At 45.3% G+C, this 17,582-nt stretch carries 12 protein-coding genes and 1 tRNA gene; 11 read left to right on the top strand and 2 right to left on the bottom strand.

Annotated elements, in window-relative coordinates; translation table 11 throughout:
• Positions 1-161 precede the first annotated feature (161 nt).
• Positions 162-246 (bottom strand) — tRNA-Leu (locus tag CPG39_RS00675).
• Between the two features lie 56 nt (positions 247-302).
• On the opposite strand from CPG39_RS00675, the gene rnr reads away from it, so the two are divergent.
• The 11 genes from rnr to hflX all read left to right on the top strand — a co-directional run bounded on the left by rnr (position 303) and on the right by hflX (position 13,998).
• Positions 303-2,528, top strand: coding sequence for a ribonuclease R (rnr, locus tag CPG39_RS00670; RefSeq protein ID WP_096291583.1), 2,226 nt, complete (start codon positions 303-305; stop codon positions 2,526-2,528).
• A gap of 118 nt (positions 2,529-2,646) precedes the next feature.
• Entirely contained in the window at positions 2,647-3,387 is a 741-nt protein-coding gene (gene rlmB, locus CPG39_RS00665; protein WP_096291582.1) for a 23S rRNA (guanosine(2251)-2'-O)-methyltransferase RlmB, read from the top strand.
• Positions 3,388-3,497: 110 nt separating this feature from the next.
• Positions 3,498-5,258 carry an arginine--tRNA ligase gene (gene argS, locus CPG39_RS00660; RefSeq protein WP_096291581.1) on the top strand — a complete coding sequence of 587 codons (1,761 nt, stop codon included), beginning with the start codon at positions 3,498-3,500 and terminating at the stop codon, positions 5,256-5,258.
• 24 nt (positions 5,259-5,282) lie between these two features.
• Positions 5,283-6,089, top strand: coding sequence for an SPOR domain-containing protein (locus tag CPG39_RS00655; protein WP_096291580.1), 807 nt, complete (start codon positions 5,283-5,285; stop codon positions 6,087-6,089).
• Positions 6,090-6,170: 81 nt separating this feature from the next.
• Positions 6,171-6,806, top strand: a complete 636-nt coding sequence (locus CPG39_RS00650) for a thiol:disulfide interchange protein DsbA/DsbL (protein WP_096291579.1) — start codon at positions 6,171-6,173, stop codon at positions 6,804-6,806.
• Positions 6,807-6,818: 12 nt separating this feature from the next.
• Positions 6,819-7,289, top strand: a complete 471-nt coding sequence (gene msrA, locus CPG39_RS00645; RefSeq protein WP_096291578.1) for a peptide-methionine (S)-S-oxide reductase MsrA — start codon at positions 6,819-6,821, stop codon at positions 7,287-7,289.
• 195 nt (positions 7,290-7,484) lie between these two features.
• Positions 7,485-9,107 carry an HDOD domain-containing protein gene (locus CPG39_RS00640; RefSeq protein WP_096291577.1) on the top strand — a complete coding sequence of 541 codons (1,623 nt, stop codon included), beginning with the start codon at positions 7,485-7,487 and terminating at the stop codon, positions 9,105-9,107.
• Positions 9,108-9,146: 39 nt separating this feature from the next.
• The gene (gene gmk / locus CPG39_RS00635) at positions 9,147-9,764 is read left to right on the top strand and encodes a guanylate kinase (protein ID WP_096291576.1); all 618 of its coding nucleotides are present in this window, start codon (positions 9,147-9,149) and stop codon (positions 9,762-9,764) included.
• 90 nt (positions 9,765-9,854) lie between these two features.
• Positions 9,855-10,061, top strand: a complete 207-nt coding sequence (gene rpoZ / locus CPG39_RS00630; protein WP_013647296.1) for a DNA-directed RNA polymerase subunit omega — start codon at positions 9,855-9,857, stop codon at positions 10,059-10,061.
• Positions 10,062-10,239: 178 nt separating this feature from the next.
• Complete coding sequence (locus CPG39_RS00625; protein ID WP_096291575.1) at positions 10,240-12,345, top strand: RelA/SpoT family protein; 2,106 nt, start codon at positions 10,240-10,242, stop codon at positions 12,343-12,345.
• 303 nt (positions 12,346-12,648) lie between these two features.
• Positions 12,649-13,998: a GTPase HflX gene (gene hflX / locus CPG39_RS00620; protein ID WP_096291574.1), complete on the top strand. Its 1,350-nt coding sequence runs from the start codon at positions 12,649-12,651 to the stop codon at positions 13,996-13,998.
• Positions 13,999-14,126: 128 nt separating this feature from the next.
• Here the strand turns inward: hflX and CPG39_RS00615 are convergent, their stop codons facing one another.
• Positions 14,127-17,549, bottom strand: coding sequence for a DEAD/DEAH box helicase family protein (locus tag CPG39_RS00615; protein ID WP_096294209.1), 3,423 nt, complete (start codon positions 17,547-17,549; stop codon positions 14,127-14,129).
• Positions 17,550-17,582 lie beyond the last annotated feature (33 nt).

The following is a 17,582-nucleotide window of genomic DNA, read 5'->3' as shown; positions in this document are numbered from 1 at the left end:
ATACTACATCAGAGATGTGATATAAAATAAAGATAAGCATAATTGATATAATTTGCTAACTAAAAAACAACTAGAAAAAATATTTAGACATACCAATTTATACCAAGCTTATACCAAGCAATAATAATTTTTTATTCAACAAGCTATTGTATTGGGATTGATGGTGCCCAGAAGAGGACTCGAACCTCCACACCCGAAGGCACATGGACCTGAACCATGCGCGTCTACCAATTCCGCCATCTGGGCAAAGAACAGCCAAACAGGCTGCCAAAGAACGCGTAATTCTATAGGAAATCACTGCTTTGTCAAATAAGAAGAAACAAAACTTGCGGAGCTTTGATCCGCATTATGAACGCGAAAAGAAACGCTACGGACACCCGTTACCTAGCCGGGAATATATTTTGCAGGTTCTAAAACAGCAAGGTATTCCGGTGGCTGAGCGCTTATTACAAAAATTGCTATCCATTACAAAAAAAGAAGAAGATCTGTTTAATCGCCGCTTGTCAGCAATGATGCGCGAAGGCCAGATTTTCCGTAACCGCAAAAGCGATATTTGCGTGATGGAGAAACTAGATTTGATCAAAGGTAGAATTCAGGGTCATGCCGATAAATTCGGTTTTCTGATCCCGGATGACGGTAGTGCAGACTTGTATTTAAGCGCAAAGGAAATGCAAAAAGCATTACACGGTGACCATGTTGTTGTACGCGAAATTGGCTTGGATCGACGAGGACGCAGAGAAGCTGCAATTGTGGAGGTATTAGAATCTTGCAATAAGCAATTAGTAGGCCGGTTACACATTGATCACGGAATTCTATCGGTGGCAGCGGAGAACAAGCGCATCAGTCAGGATATACTAATCGCTCAGGAGCACTCGCTGAAGGCCCAAGCTGGTCAAGTTGTCATGGTGGAAATCATTCAGCAACCCAGCAAGCACACACAACCTATCGGTAAAATTATTGAAATTCTCGGCAACTATACCGCGCCCGGAATGGAAATTGAAATTGCATTGCGCAAACATGACTTACCCTACGAATTTTCACCTGATATTCAGGAACTCTCAATCAAATTTCCAAAAAATGTATTAAAAAAAGACCTATCCGGACGCGAAGATCTATGTCATTTACCGCTGATAACCATTGACGGTGAGACTGCAAAGGATTTTGACGATGCTGTTTTCTGCACAAATGATGGTAAAGGATATCGATTATATGTTGCTATCGCAGATGTCAGTCACTATGTCAAACCACACGATCTGATTGACCGAGAAGCATTCAATCGAGGAAATTCGGTTTATTTCCCACGTCGTGTCATTCCAATGTTGCCAGAGATTTTATCTAATGGATTATGTTCACTCAATCCTGACAAGAAACGTCTGTGCATGGTATGCGAAATACAATTCCAAGCCAATGGCGACATATTGAATTATTCTTTTTATCCGGCTGTAATGCTTTCACGCGCGCGCTTAACCTATACCCAAGTTACTGCAATGCTGGATGACGCAAAAAGCTGCGAAGCACAGGAATATGCAGAATTATTACCTCATTTGCAATTAATTTATAAGCTTTTTAAATCCTTACTAAAAGCCCGCAAGAAGCGCGGCGCAATCGACTTTGAAACTACCGAGACGCAGATGTTCTTCAACAATCAAGGAAAAATCGAAAAGATTTTGCCAGTACAACGCACCGAAGCACACCGCTTGATTGAGGAATGCATGCTGGCTGCCAATGTCTGTGCGGCGGATTTTCTGCAGAAACACGGCCAGACCACACTTTATCGCATTCATGAAAGCCCTACCCCGGAAAAGATTGATACGTTGCGCAACTTCCTGAAAGAATTCGGTATTCAACTGGGAGGAAAAAACAAACCCAGCGCACAGGATTACGCGCAGACCTTACTCAAAATAAAAGATAGATCGGATGCACAATTGCTTCAAACCGTAATGCTGAGATCGCTGCAACAAGCTATCTACAGTCCTGATCTAACCGGTCATTTCGGGCTTGCATACGATGCTTATACGCATTTTACCTCGCCAATCAGACGCTACCCTGATCTTTTGGTGCACCGCGCGATTAAAGCGGTATTAAAAGGAGAAATTTATCAGCCTGGTGATTGGCAGGAGTTTGGGCAACACTGCTCAATGACCGAGCGTCGTGCTGACGATGCCACGCGCGATGTTGAATCCTGGCTAAAATGCTTTTATATGCAGGATAAAATCGGGGAATGTTTCGATGGAGTGATCAGCAGCGTAACCGGATTCGGCTTATTCGTCGCACTAGACAATATTTATGTCGAGGGACTGGTGCATATTTCTGAGTTGCCCAGTGACTATTTTCATTTTGATGCGACCAAGCATGTTTTACTGGGAGAACGCAGCGGTAAACAATATCGTCTTGGTGACCGGATACGCGTCAAGCTGGTTCGAGTTGATTTAGAAACCAGTAAAATAGATTTTGCTATAGCTGAACCGGAAAAGAAAACAAGACAATCCAAAACAAAGGGTTCAGTCAAAAACAAGAAATCTCTTTAGTATTTGAAATTGCTTTACAATACTCCTATACACAAAGCGTTATTGTGCAACCTGTCCTATTTCTATACACACTTTGCGGTAAATGATGTCTCATTATTTTTTCAGGTTTAATTAGAACGTGCCCAGCACTCGTTTTATATTTGGTTTTCATGCCGTTACCAGTCGATTACGACAAAACCCTAATAGTATCAGAGAGATTTTTATCGATGCTACGCGCACAGATCAACGCGCGCAGGAATTAATCAAACTGGCAGAAAACAAGAAGATCCATGTAATCTCCTGCACCGGATCAAAACTCACCAGCATATCAGGCAATGATCGCCACCAGGGCGTTGTGGCCAATATCGATAGTTCAAGTAATTATGTCAGTATTGATGACATCCTTAATGGATTAACCGAACCTGCACGATTGCTGGTGTTGGATGGAATCCAAGATCCACACAATCTGGGTGCGTGTCTACGCGTCGCCGATGCTTTTGGCGTACATGCAGTAATTGCTCCGAAAGACCGGGCGGTTGGATTAACGCCCACAGTGTACAAGGTTTCCAGCGGGGCGGCAGATACCGTGCCCTATATTTCTGTCACCAATCTGGCACGCACATTAAAACAATTAAAAGAACAAGGAATTTGGATTTTTGGTACCGCAGAAGACGCTGCGCACGATTTAACTCATTTCCCGATCAGCGGTTCTGTTGCCTGGGTATTCGGTTCTGAAGAAAAAGGGTTGCGGCGCTTGACGCGGGAAAATTGCGATCAGTTGGTTAGAATCCCGATGCAGGGTAATATTGAAAGCTTGAATGTTGCCGTTAGCGCAGGAATCTGCCTCTTTGAAACACATCGTCAGCAATTTTTGGGTTAAGGTCACCCACCTGATAAAATGTGTCTGACATTAAAATGATCCAAATATAAATCTGTATCAATGCGCTTTAATTCAGCGCAATAAACTAATACTACTGCTTGCCCTCAACTATGACATCATCCGATTTCCCCAACTTCAAAACACACTTTATCAAGCTTATCAAGAAAGCATCCAGCGCCATTACAGCTTTTGAAACCGCCGCTATAAGTGTTGAACTGACACGCACTAAACAAGCCAGTCATGGGGATTATTCGTGTAATTTGGCCATGCAGTTAGCCAAACCGTTACATAAAAACCCGCGGGAAATTGCACAATTATTGATTAATGCACTGCCATCGTCACCCTATCTGGAGAAAGTGGAAGTCGCGGGGGCAGGATTTATCAATCTGTATCTTAAAAATTCCGCCAAACAACAATTTCTACATCTCATATTACGTAGCAAAAATACATTTGGAAATAGTACCTCTGGTCAAGGAAGAAAAATCCAGGTGGAATTTGTTTCAGCCAACCCGACAGGACCCCTGCATGTGGGTCATGGCCGTGGTGCAGCCATTGGAGCGAGCTTATCCAATATCCTGGCTGCAGTAGGATTTGATGTATCCCGGGAATTCTACGTTAACGATGCGGGGCGGCAAATGGATATCTTGACGCTATCAACGTGGCTGCGTTATCTCGAACTCAATCACATCCATGTCCCTTTTCCGCACAATGCCTATCAAGGAGAATACGTTAGAACCATGGCGCAACTGATTTTTCAGGCGCATGCACAACGTTATGTCCATCAACCTGAGCTCTTGCTGGATAGTTTGCCGGAGGCTGTGCGAGCAACCGCAGTAAACACCGATGAGCAACTAGATAAACTGATTGCTAATACAAAGAAAATACTGGGTCAGGATTATACGTATATACATAATCTTGTGCTCACTGAGCAATTAGGCGATTGCCGCAATGATTTGATGGAGTTCGGTGTTGAATTTGATACTTGGTTTTCAGAACAATCGCTATATGACAATGGTCTGGTAGCACACACAATTGATCTATTGGCAAAGAAACATCATTTGTATCAACAAGACGGCGCGATCTGGTTTCGTTCTACGGATTTTGGCGACGAGAAAGATCGCGTTGTGCAGCGGGAGAACGGTCAATTTACCTATTTCGCCTCCGATATCGCCTATCATCTGAATAAATTTGAGCGCGGCTTTGATCAGGTGATCAATATCTGGGGCGCAGATCATCACGGTTATATCCCGCGAGTAAAAGGCGCGCTGCAGGCATTGGAACTTGATGCCGAAAGATTGCAAATCGCGTTGGTACAATTTGCCGTACTGTATCGCGATGGCAAAAAAGCGCCAATGTCAACCCGCTCCGGTGAATTCGTCACATTACGTGAATTACGTCAGGAAGTCGGCAAGGATGCCGCGCGATTTTTTTACGTGATGCGGAAAAGCGATCAACATTTAGACTTTGACATGGATCTGGCCAAATCGCAAAGCAACGAAAATCCGGTCTATTACGTCCAATATGCTCACGCTCGTGTATGCAGCGTATTGATGCAATGGGAGGGTAATATCGACGATTTGCAAGAAGCTAACGTTGACGCATTGTCCAGCCCGGCTGAGTTGGCTCTGCTGCAAAAACTGATCGACTTTCCCGACACAATCGAAATAGCTGCCAAAGAATCTTCGCCTCATCTCATCGCATTTTATCTCCGAGAGCTAGCCAGCGAATTCCATAGTTACTATAATTCAACGCGTTTTCTGGTTCCTGAAATTCCATTGCAACATGCCAGGTTGGCGCTGATCGCATCAATTCGTCAGGTATTGCATAACGGTTTAACATTACTGGGTGTGAGTGCACCTGATAAAATGTAGCCTAATAATTAATTAAGGACACTCATGAGCCGAGATTATAAAACTCGCAAATCTTCAACCAAATCCGCAAATGAAAAAGGAGGCTCAGCATTCTTAGGTGGATTTGTCGGTTATGCTTTAGGTCTTGCAAGCGCAATTGGCATATGGCTATATCTTACCTATGCGCCCAGCCCGTTCTTACCTACTGAAAAAACAGCCAGCACATCTGAAAAGAATCCAACTCAGCCAACTACCGCGACACTAAAAACACCTGCCTCGTTACAGGAAGAACCGGAAAAATTCGTGGAAGAAAAGCCCCGGTTTGATTTTTATAAGATACTGCCCGGTATTGATGAACCCGAGATCGATCATGAATATCGGAAAAATGTTGAACTGTCCGCGCAACCGCAAGTTCCTGCCAGAACGCCGGATGTCCGTAGCAGGCCAACGGAAATCTCATCACAACCCGCTTTACCGGATTCTGTCAGCACATCCGAAACATCCCCTCAACAGATCGCCACCATTCCATCGCGCATGCTTCCCGATGAACTCAAACAATCCATTCCACAAGCACAACAGCTAAAATCGCCTCAAGTTAACGCCTCCCCAGTTGTGAAAGAAAAAATCTTTCTACAGGCTGGTGCATTCAGAAAAAATGATGAAGCGGAAAATCTTAAAGCACGGCTCGCGCTGCTCGGTGTGTTTGCATCCGTACAATCAATCGATTTAGCCGAGAAAGGAATCTGGTATAGGGTACGGATCGGTCCTTTTACAAACAAATCGGATAGCGATGAAACCAGTAATTCTCTGAAAGAGAACGGTATAGACAGTCAACTTATCAAAATACAATAAAAAAGGTTTAGGCTTAATTCAATAGATCTTTTCCACACACAGAATCCAGTATCAATGAAGCACTTTTATTCGGGGATTAAAATGAATCACTATCAGTTTCTTGCAGTTCTGTTCTTAGTGTCGACTTTTGGTTTTATTAATATAACCAGTGCGCAAACTGATATTGTTGAAGGTAAGGATTATATTGTTCTGGCCAAACCTCAACCTACTGAGGATAGCGCCAAAATCGAAGTTCTGGAGTTCTTCTGGTACGGATGCCCGCATTGTTATAGTCTGCATCCACATCTTAAAACCTGGCTGATGAATATCCCGGATGATGTTAGCTTCCGTTACGTACCCGCTATTCTTCGCGCAAACTGGGCATCCGCCGCCAAAATTTATTATGCTATAGAAGCCATGTCACAAGCCGATACGCTGAACGATAAGATTTATGATGCCATTCATCGCGACAAAATTGATTTACATAATGAATCTGTTTTATTTGACTGGATCGAGAAACAGGGTATCGACAGAAAAAAATTTGAGAGTGTTTACAATTCATTTACCGTACAAAATCAGATAGCGAAATCGACGCAAATGACCCGTCAATATCAGCTTAATGGTGTTCCCGCTCTGGTTATTAATGGAAAGTACGTTACCAGTGGGAGGATGGGTGCAACGCCGCAGGATACCATTAAAACCCTAGAAAGGCTCATAGAAAAAGCACGCAAGGAATAATGAGAAATATTAATGAGTACTCATAAAATCATTTTTGGAGCGGGGTGTTTCTGGGGAGTCGAAGCAACTTTCCGGAGCAATAAAGGAGTTACAAACGTCACCTGCGGTTATTCCGGCGGACACATCGCCAATCCGACTTATACTGCGGTCTGTGCCGGTACTACAGGCCATATTGAAGTAGTATTAGTGGAATACGATGACGATGAAATCTCTTTGGAAGCCTTGCTAAACGAATTCTGGAACTGCCATGACCCTACCACGCAAGATCGACAAGGTCCTGATATTGGAGAGCAATACCGTTCTATTATCTTTTATTTCACACCGGAGCAAGAAAGATCCGCAAGGGAATCCAAGGATAGGCTCGAGATAAGCAGACGCTGGCAAGATCCGATCGTAACGCAAATTTTACCTGCCAGCCAATTTTATGATGCAGAAGAATATCATCAGAATTATTTCGCCAAGCGTGGCGTGATGTTCAAGTGAACAACTCAGCCTCTGGGAGCGGCCAATTAAACCTGATAGCGATTAACTTTTATTATCAACCCATTCCTATTTGTGTCGATAACTTAAAAACGGAAAAACTTCATTTCTTTAGCATTCAAATAAAGAGTCTGATATGAATAGCCCAAAAACTCACTATCTTATATACATCAGTATCTTCTAGAAAAGAACATTACAATGGGCTCTACACAAAAACCTTATTTTTCTCAAGGCTCATCAAATTCCTTAGTTTTTACGACAACAATAAAAAGTGACGCCAAAACCTTAAAAGATCGTCTGATCGATGCCGTCACTAATGATCCCAATCTTCCGGCGCTTGGCAGTTCCATCGCGCGCATTGTAAAGCTGTCGTCATCGGATGATCAATCGATACAACAACTATCTTATTATGTTTTATCCGATGTTTCATTAACGCAAAAAATCCTCCGCTTATCCAATTCGGCAGCGTATAAAGCAATTACGAATAAGGAAATTTCCAGCATCAATAAAGCAATATTCCTGCTAGGATTTGATTCTGTCAAAACCAGTGCCTTGGCTATATTGTTAGTTGATGGAATGCCCGCAAAACATGCCGCACATGTACGTGCCGAATTAATTCATGCACTGGCGGCAAGCGTAATTAGTCGTAAATTGGCTGCGCTAACTTCATTTACCAAAGATATTGAAGAAGTTTCTATTTCGGCTTTATTCAAAAATCTTGGGCGTATTTTACTAGCTACTTATGAGCCCGATCTTTATCATTCAATGACGGCACTTGTCACTCAAGGCCAGCACACGCCAGTACAGGCATCCATGCAGGTACTTGGCTTCAGCCTTGATACTTTGACAGAAGCTTTGTTAGAAGAATGGAATGTGCCTGTCAACGTGATTCATGCCCTCAGCGCAAAACCATCCGGCGCCTTGATCACACCCAAGAATAAACAAGAATGGATGCAGATAGCTGCAGAATTTTGTGAAAAAGCCGCACCACTTGTTTTAGGTACTAATTTAATTGCTGAGGAAATCGAGCTAAAAGAAAAATTGCTTAATCGTTTTGGCAAAGTATTTAATCTGACTATGTCCGTACTGAATGAATTAATCAGTAAAGCTACTTTGGAAACACGCGAACTTCTAGTCAGTGCAGATTTGGAGTCTTTGGATAGGAATAATAAAATCAGCCAGGATTCAACGCATTGCGAATTCGATATTGCTGCGGAAGAAAATTTAATCAATGAACTGACGATCAATAACGATGAACCTCATAATTTGCAAATTACTGAGCGCTATGCATGCAACAAACCCTATAATGCATCCCCATTACTATTAAATGGTATTCAAAAAACAACGGAGATGATGGCATCGGGTGATTATAGGCTGGAAAACCTTATCAACCTGGGTTTGGATTCTCTTTATTCCGCACTTGGATTTCGTTTTATTACCCTATGCTTAAAAGATTCTAAAATGAATTCATTTCGTGCACGAAGTTCACTAGGTAAAAAGAATTTGGAATATCAAAAAGGCTTCAATTTCTCTACTGTACCCACATCTGATTTATTTCATCTTGCAATACAAAGAAATATAGATATCGTCATTGCAAATGCTTTTATACCTAGAATACGAAAACTTATGCCACTCTGGCATACCATCTTATTACCTGATGCCTGCAGTATTCTTATACTTCCCTTAGTAGTTAATAAAAAACCTATTGGTTTAATTTATGCAGATCGTGAAACAGAATCGCCTGAAGGAATAACCCATGATGAAGCGAAGCTTGTTAGAATTCTGAAAGGGCAAATACTGATCGCTCTTAACTCAAAATAAGAAATTATTGACGTATAAAGTTGATTGGGTACAGGTACCATGATTAAAACTCCAGGTTGTTTATTTATTATCAGTGCACCATCAGGAGCCGGAAAAACCAGTCTGGTTCGAGAATTACTGCAGTCAGGTTTGAATCTTAATTTATCCATATCACACACCACCCGACCACCCCGCAGTGGAGAAATCAATGGCCGCGACTATCACTTCGTGAATGAAGAAAAATTCAAACAAATGCTATTTAATGGCGAATTTGTGGAAAGTGCGGAAGTTTATGGCAATCTTTACGGTACCTCGCAACACTGGCTCAATGACGCCATGACTTCCGGGCAGGATATTTTGCTTGAAATCGATTGCCAGGGAGCAAAACAAATACAGCAAATTTTTCCTCATTCTATCGGCATTTTTATTCTCCCACCTTCAGTCGAAGCGTTGGCAACGCGGCTAAAAACTCGTGCGCAGGATGATTCCGAGGTCATCAAAAAACGACTTATGGCGGCTCGGGAAGAAATCAATCATATCGCAGAGTTTAATTACATCATTGTTAACAACAACCTGAATGAGGCACTCAGCGATTTAATTTGCATTGTCAAAGCTGAACGCTTAAAAACGGAACGGCAGATTATGAGACACCGAACTTTGGTCACCCAACTATCATAACAAGTGTTATTAGTGAATGAATAAACGCCGTCATTTCCTCCTTTTTACTGTAAAATTTGCACATTATTATCATAATTGGAGGTAAATAAGATGGCGCGAATTACTGTTGATGATTGTTTAAAAAAAATACCCAACCGATTTGATATGACTCTTGTTGCAACAGCGCGTGCAAGACAATTGGCAATTGGCTCTGCTCCTCTGGTTGAAGCCGCACGTGATAAACCTACAGTCGTGGCGCTGCGTGAAGTTGCGCATGGCAAAGTGGGCTTGGAGATTCTCAACCCAAGAAATATGTGAGTCAACTTTCAATAATATAAGGTCCATAAATCCTGGTAATTTCTGGGACTGACTACTCCTCATCCATCTGTCCGATATCAGGCCCAAAATCACAAAGTATCAATTTTTGATTTAAACTTAGAATCCCGTATCTAAATATTATGTAATTTGATGATGCATACTCAATAAACTAAATTCAATGCCAGAAGCAGATTTTCTTTTCTCAGAAACATCGAAGTATCTTAAACCAGAAGATATTATCCAACTCAAAAATGCTTATTCATTTGGTTTAGGCGCTCACTCAGGACAATTCCGCAAGTCCGGGGAACCTTACATTTCTCATCCCGTAGCCGTCGCGAGAATTTTAAGCAAGTTACATCTCGACGCCCCTACGCTGACAGCGGCCCTATTGCATGATGTCGTAGAAGATACCGATATCTCCAAAGCGGAAATCAGCGAAAGATTCGGTGAACCAGTTGCGGAATTAGTTGATGGTGTTTCTAAACTTGCAAAAATTCAATTCCAAACACAAGAAGAAGCTCAAGCTGAAAATTTTCGCAAAATGCTGCTGGCTATGGCCCGGGATGTTCGTGTCATTCTGATAAAGCTGGCAGACCGCTTGCACAATATGCAGACCCTGGAAGTCATGCTCCCGGCAAAGCAACGCAGCATCGCTCGCGAAACACTGGAAATTTATGCGCCCATTGCCCACCGGTTAGGGCTTAACAATATCTACCAGGAACTACAGGAACTGGGTTTTAAATATTCCTACCCCATGCGCTATAAAGTACTGGTAAAAGCAACCAAAGCGGCGCGTGGCAATCGCCGTGAAGTTGTTGGAAAAATTCTGGAAACCATTTCGCAAAAACTAAAAGAAGTGCATTTGGAAGCGGAAGTGACCGGGCGCGAAAAACATCTATACAGCATTTATAACAAAATGGTAGAGAAGCATTTATCATTCTCTGAAGTGCTTGATATCTACGGTTTCCGTGTAATCGTCAAAGACATTCCCTCATGCTATATTGCGTTAGGAATGCTGCACAGCCTGTACAAGCCAATTCCAGGAAAATTCAAAGACTATATAGCGATTCCCAAAAATAACGATTACCAATCCTTGCATAGCACATTACTAGGCCCGTTCGGCATCCCCATCGAAATACAAATCCGCACGGCTGAAATGCATCGAATTGCTGAAAATGGGGTGGCTTCCCATTGGCTCTATAAAAATCTGGATGGAAATTTTGATGAGCTACATTTAAAAACCAGCCAGTGGCTGCAGAATTTAATGGAAACATTGAGCAGCTCAACGGATTCATCCGAGTTTCTGGAACATCTTAAAATCGATTTATTCCCTAGCGATGTTTTTGTTTTCACTCCACAAGGTAAGATATTGACGCTACCACGGGGATCAACCGCCGTCGACTTTGCCTATGCTGTTCACTCCGATGTCGGAAATTGCTGCGTTGCCGCCAAAATTAATGGTGAAAATGCACCGTTACGTACAAAACTGAAAAGTGGAGATCGCATTGAAATCGTCACCGCACCGTATGCCAAGCCCAACCCATCTTGGCTCGGCTACGTCGCAACCGGTAGAGCACGCTCCCATATTCGCCATTTCCTCAAGACGATACAATACGAAGAATCGATTAAATTAGGTGAGCGTATGTTAAATCAGGCGCTCACTTCATTCAATATCGATCCGGATTCCATTAACGCGATACAGTGGGATAAGTTAGTGCGCGATAGCGGCGTCAAATCCAGGGAAGAATTATTTACGGAAATGGCCCTAGGCAAACAGCTTCCGGCTATTGTAGCTAAGCGGCTCACAACGCCGGCAGAATCCGTTTCCCACGAACAAGCGGCTACTCCTATTACCATCATGGGAACTGAGGGTCTGGCGGTCCAATTTGCCAAATGTTGCCGCCCGATACCAGGAGACGCTATCGTTGGCATCATCAAAAAAGATTCCGGCTTGATTATTCACATGCTGAATTGTAGTAACATTTCGCACAGCGCCAAAAGTCAGGAAAATTGTCTGAACGTTACTTGGGGAAAAGATATCACTCGCACTTTTGAAGCCGCGATTAAAATCATCGCGATCAATAAACAAGGCGTATTAGCGCGGGTTGCCGCTGAAATAGCCAAAGCCGATTCAAATATTGATGATATTGTCATGGAAAGTGAAAATGATTACATGCACATGCGCTTCGTTCTGCAAGTTAACAACAGACTTCATCTCTCACAAGTTATTCGCGGCCTCAGACACCTTCGCGAAATTTCCACCATTAGCCGCATAGAAGATTAGAATCGCGTTCACTACTTGATACCCACTCGCATCCTTCTGAATCAGCACATAAGTGCAGCCGGTTTACACATTCGCCCTTTTTTCCGGACTGAATAAACGCATTAATCTTCTCAATTTCAACCGCACAAAATTAGTCAAACCCGAATGAATAAATGAGTTCCAGACCGCAAACGATAATTTTCAATTTATGCGCTCTAATTGTAAATGCAGAATATTTTCAAAACACATATTTTTTCTGCAAGTGATCCTTATCAACGATAATGGTCACTCCGACTTAATTTTCCCATCAAAGGCTATCGGCACATGCAAAACGAATCCCAAGAAAAATCCAGGTGCGCGGTTGTAGCGGCTGTACAGCTCTCCAGCGTGACCGACGCGGAGTTCGAAGCATCGCTGACCGAATTATGCGAACTGGCAAAAACACTGGGATTTAGAGTCGTGCATAGATTCACGCAGAAACGCTCCGGTTTTGACGCAACAGCATATTTAGGAGCCGGGAAACGTCAGGAAATTCGCGAGTTTGTAAACAACGAATTTGATGGCAATGGGCAGAAATCACCGCAAAATGCCAAACCTGATGCGAAAGTTATTGACGTGATTCTGGTCGACCACGAGATTTCGCCGTCACAAGCACGCAATCTGGAAAAAGAAACCGGTTGCGAGGTGATGGATCGTACGATGGTTATCGTTGAGATTTTTCATCGCAATGCCCGTTCCCCCGCTGCGCGTGCTCAGGTGGAAATCGCCCGCCTTAGCTACTTGGCGCCACGCCTGCGCGAAATGGCCAAGCTCGTGGGACCCCAAGGTCGGCAACGCAGCGGCACCGGCGGACGGGGTGCTGGCGAATCGCACACTGAATTGGATCGACGCAAGATCCGCGATCGCATTGCAGAATTGCAATTAGAAATCATCGCGATGGATGCCGAACGCCAGATTCAGCGTGCACGCCGGCTGGAACGACGAGGAAACGCCAGCGTAGCGCTCGTCGGCTACACCAATGCTGGAAAATCCACCTTGATGCGCGCACTCACCGGCAGCGAAGTGCTGGTAGCCAATAAACTTTTCGCCACGCTCGACACCACCGTGCGTACCCTTCACCCCGCGAGCGTGCCGCGCATACTTGTCAGCGACACGGTCGGATTTATCAAGAACTTGCCGCACGGCCTCGTCGCATCGTTCAAATCAACGCTCGACGAAGCGCTGGATGCATCACTGTTGCTTCACGTCATCGATGCAAGCGATCCCGGCTATGAACGCCAACTTGAAGTCACCAACACAGTGCTTGAAGAAATTGCTGCACAGAATATTCCACGCATCCGCATTTTTAACAAAATCGATCATGTCGGCGATGCCGCAGCACAAGCTGAATGCGAAGCCGTGCTCAAAACCTTGTACCCCGCTTGCATCGTGATGAGCGCACGCCGCCCTGACGATGTCGCTAATTTACACCAGCAAATCGTCGCATTTTTCCAGCAAGATCTGGTGGAAGACGAGCTTTTCCTGCCCTGGACAGCGCAGCAACTGCGCAGCCAAATCTACGCCAACTGTAAAGTGCTGGAAGAACGTGCAGATGGTGAAGGCGCTTTCTTCCGGATTCTCGGCGAATCCAGCGTCGTGAAAAACTTGCGTGAACGGTTCGAGCAAGTGCGATGATGACAGTATTGATCGATTATTCAAAGTCGCAGAACCACCGCCATTTGGAGTAATGAATAATTTATTCTATTAATTACCAAAGATTTCTCACTCCGTTCGAAATAGAAAATAAAAATTATTCCGAACCTTTAAGCGCTACTCGTACTCACCATCCCGGCATTCTGATTGACGCACTGAATATGTCCGATAATTTGCCGACTCAATGTATCGCCAAAAACACCAACTACACCCAGCTCATGATAATGATTAAACGGAGTTTCAAAAATCGCACGCGGTTCCATAACACCATTTCTTACCAAGTATTCGACAATCTCATTCAAGAAAACCATCTGATCCGCGCTCAAGTTAGGGTGCTGCGCTAAAAATCCGGAAAACACCGCCTTGGCGGCGCTGCGCTCCAGACCGACAACCGAGCGCACCAGTTTTCCCAACGGCTCTTGACCATAAATTTCCTGATATGCATCCTTAGAAATCGGACCAGTGTCAGCAAACAAAATAGTTTCCAGCGCAACAATATCGATCGGCGTAATCGGTTCATTATTTTTTAACCGCCGGATCGTGACATGATCCTGATGTTCGCGGATAAAACGCTGCACCCGCTCGCGGTAGTTGTACAGATTCGGGTCGCGCTTGATCACCTGATACTCGGCGGTTTCTTCCTGAATCAGCATATCGGTGAAATGAGTGTACACATCCGCCCTTTCTTCCGGGCTGATGAATCGCGTCAACTTACGCAACCGCACGCGCACGTCTTCAAGCACCGGCAGAGTAACATCCTGCCACCAGGCATCAGTCTGTAACTCCAGTATCAATGGCATTTGCACAGCCACATTGGGTATCGCCGATTTATCCTCCAGTTCTTTGACAATCTGCTGCACACTGCGCTGATAATTAACCTGCACAGGATTGTTCTGCAAAATGGCCAGTTGCAGATTCAGGATCAACAAATCAAAACGGCGCATGTATTCGTCATCCGCATCCGCAAGCGGCAATCCGCTGATTTTTTCCGCAAGTACGCTCACATCGTGCTCATCCAGGATTTGCCACGCTTCCTGCCGGGTGTATTGCTCCACTTCCTTGCGTTGCTGGCGTACGATGAAATTATCCAAATTCAATGCAGCCACCCCACTATGCAGTTGCGTCTTCAACTGCGCGGCAAAACCATTCACCGCCACATCTCCGGCTGATCCATTCTGCAGCGCGACAACCAATGCAAGGCGGCGCTTGAAAATCTTTTGTTTTATCGATTCCTGTACCCCCGCATCGTATCCGGCAGGATTGGCATCGAAGAATTCCAGGTTCTGGCAGTAATCGAAAATAACGAATTCTTGTTTGTGCTCTCCGGGTGCGAACAGATTTTCGCACAACCGCGTGCCGCGCCCGATCATTTGCCAGAACTTAATGCGCGAGCGCACCAGCTTAAAGAACACCAGATTGACGATTTCCGGCACATCAATGCCGGTGTCGAGCATGTCGACCGACACCGCGATCTGCGGGAAACGATGCTTGTCCTTGAAATCGTCGATCAGGCTTTGCGCATATTTCACCGAGAAATCGATTTTCTGGCAAAACTTACCGGCATAGTGCGGATAGTTCCTATCAAACTGCTCGACGATAAAATCCGCGTGCTTACTGTTCTTGGCAAAAATAATGGTCTTGCCCAACTGATCACCGCCCGCCACCTTGATGCCGTGTTCCATCAGGTGCATCAACACCTTGTTCACCGTGTCGACATTGAACAACCACTGATTCAGCGCCGGCGGATCGATGGTCTCTTTCAGTTCACCGCTTTCTTCGTCATAGAAACGCTCCTGCCGTTCGTATTCTTCCTGTTCTTCCGGCGATAAGTCGCGATATTTAATCCCGTCGCGCTGGAATTTGAGCGGCACCGAAATCGCACGCGGCGGCACCAGATATTGATCCGCCACCGCTTGTTCCAATTCGTACGCATACGTCGGCTGGTGATCGTCAAGTTCAAACAAGCGATACGTATTGCGCTCCACTTCGCCACGCGGCGTGGCAGTCAGCCCCAGCAGCAATGCATCGAAATAATCGAAAATCGCGCCGTATTTCTGATACACCGAGCGGTGCGCTTCGTCGATAATCAGCAGATCGAAGTGCGCCACACTGAAGGTTTCTTTGATGTCGCGCCGCGTACCGTCGATGCAGTTCAACATCGTCGGATACGTCGAAAACACCACGCGCGCATCGCCTTGTATCGGTTCCAGCAAGCTCGCCACCGACACATGCGGCAAATGCCGGTTAAATTCGCGTTTCGCCTGATTCACCAGTGCAATGCGGTCAGCCAGAAATAACACGCGCCGCACCCAGTTGGCGCGCATCAGCATGTCGACCAATGCAATTGCCAAGCGGGTTTTACCGGTGCCGGTTGCCATCACGATCAAACTTTTGCGCTTGCATGCGTCACCGAAATGTTCCATCACGCGCTTGGCGGCTTCCTGCTGGTAATAGCGGCTGGCAATCCCGACTTTCGGCTGCATGCTGTGCAACACCTGCCGCGCACTGCGTTGATGAATGCACCATTGCAGTTCGTCACGGGTGGCGAAGCCCTGCACTTCACGCGGCGGATAAAAGCTATCATCCCACAACCAAGTGGTGTAGCCGTTGGAATAATAAATGACCGGGCGCTGGCCGAACTGTCGCTCCAGGCAATCGGCATACAATGCCACCTGGCGTTTGCCCGCAAGCGGATCCTGGCGGGTTTTCTTGGCTTCGATCAACGCCACCGGCTTGCCGTCATCGCTCCACAGTACGTAATCGACATAACCGGTGCCATTGCGCTCTCCGTTCACAGTCGGCATGCACTGGCGCACTTCAAATTCCGTGACATGCGCCGCCTTCGGGTCCCAACCCGCTTCGCGCAGCATTACGTCGATCATCAGCTCGCGCGTCTGTGCTTCGGTGTATTCGCCGCTACCGATGGTTTTCTGGTTGACTTGCTTTAGCTGTTGTAATGCGGCTAGTTGCGCACGCAGCTCTGCCAGCTCGGTTTCCGTTTGCGTCAGTTTCTCATGAGCAGCGGCTGCGGCGGCATCTTTAACGACCAATTCCTGCTGGATTTGTTCCAGCTGCGATACCGTTAGCGGCAGGGTTTGTACTTCAGCCTGCGGCAGCCAATCCACTTGGAACGGTTGTGGTGCAACATTGTCGCGTGTGTATACGCGCGACAACCAACCGAGAAAGGCATGTAATGCTATCGCCGCTTTCACACTCTCCTGCGTGGAAATATGTTGATCACCGTGCGCGGCGACATTGCCCAGCCGGTGGATGAATTTGATGTCGTGAAACAATCCCTGGCGGATATTGCCGGCAAACATCGGCTCATGAATCATTGCCGCTAGGCTTTTTTCATAAGGGTGTTTCAGTGCCGTATCATTGGCGAACAACCAGCGCAGCGACAACTCCAACGTGCGCCGCGCATAAATCGCCGCCGCGCGCGGATCACGCAACGTGTAACGTTCCACCTGTTGCGCATCGCCATGCAGAAAAGCCCAATGCTTCGCTAGAAAGTTAAAGTTAGACGGTTTCACAACACTGTGATCATTAAAATTGTCATCAACAAA

The sequence above is a fragment of the Nitrosomonas ureae genome (assembly GCF_900206265.1).
Classification (GTDB): Bacteria; Pseudomonadota; Gammaproteobacteria; order Burkholderiales; family Nitrosomonadaceae; genus Nitrosomonas; species Nitrosomonas ureae_C.
The sequence above is the reverse complement of the archived record's forward strand: the minus strand, read 5'-3'. Positions and strand labels throughout refer to the sequence as shown.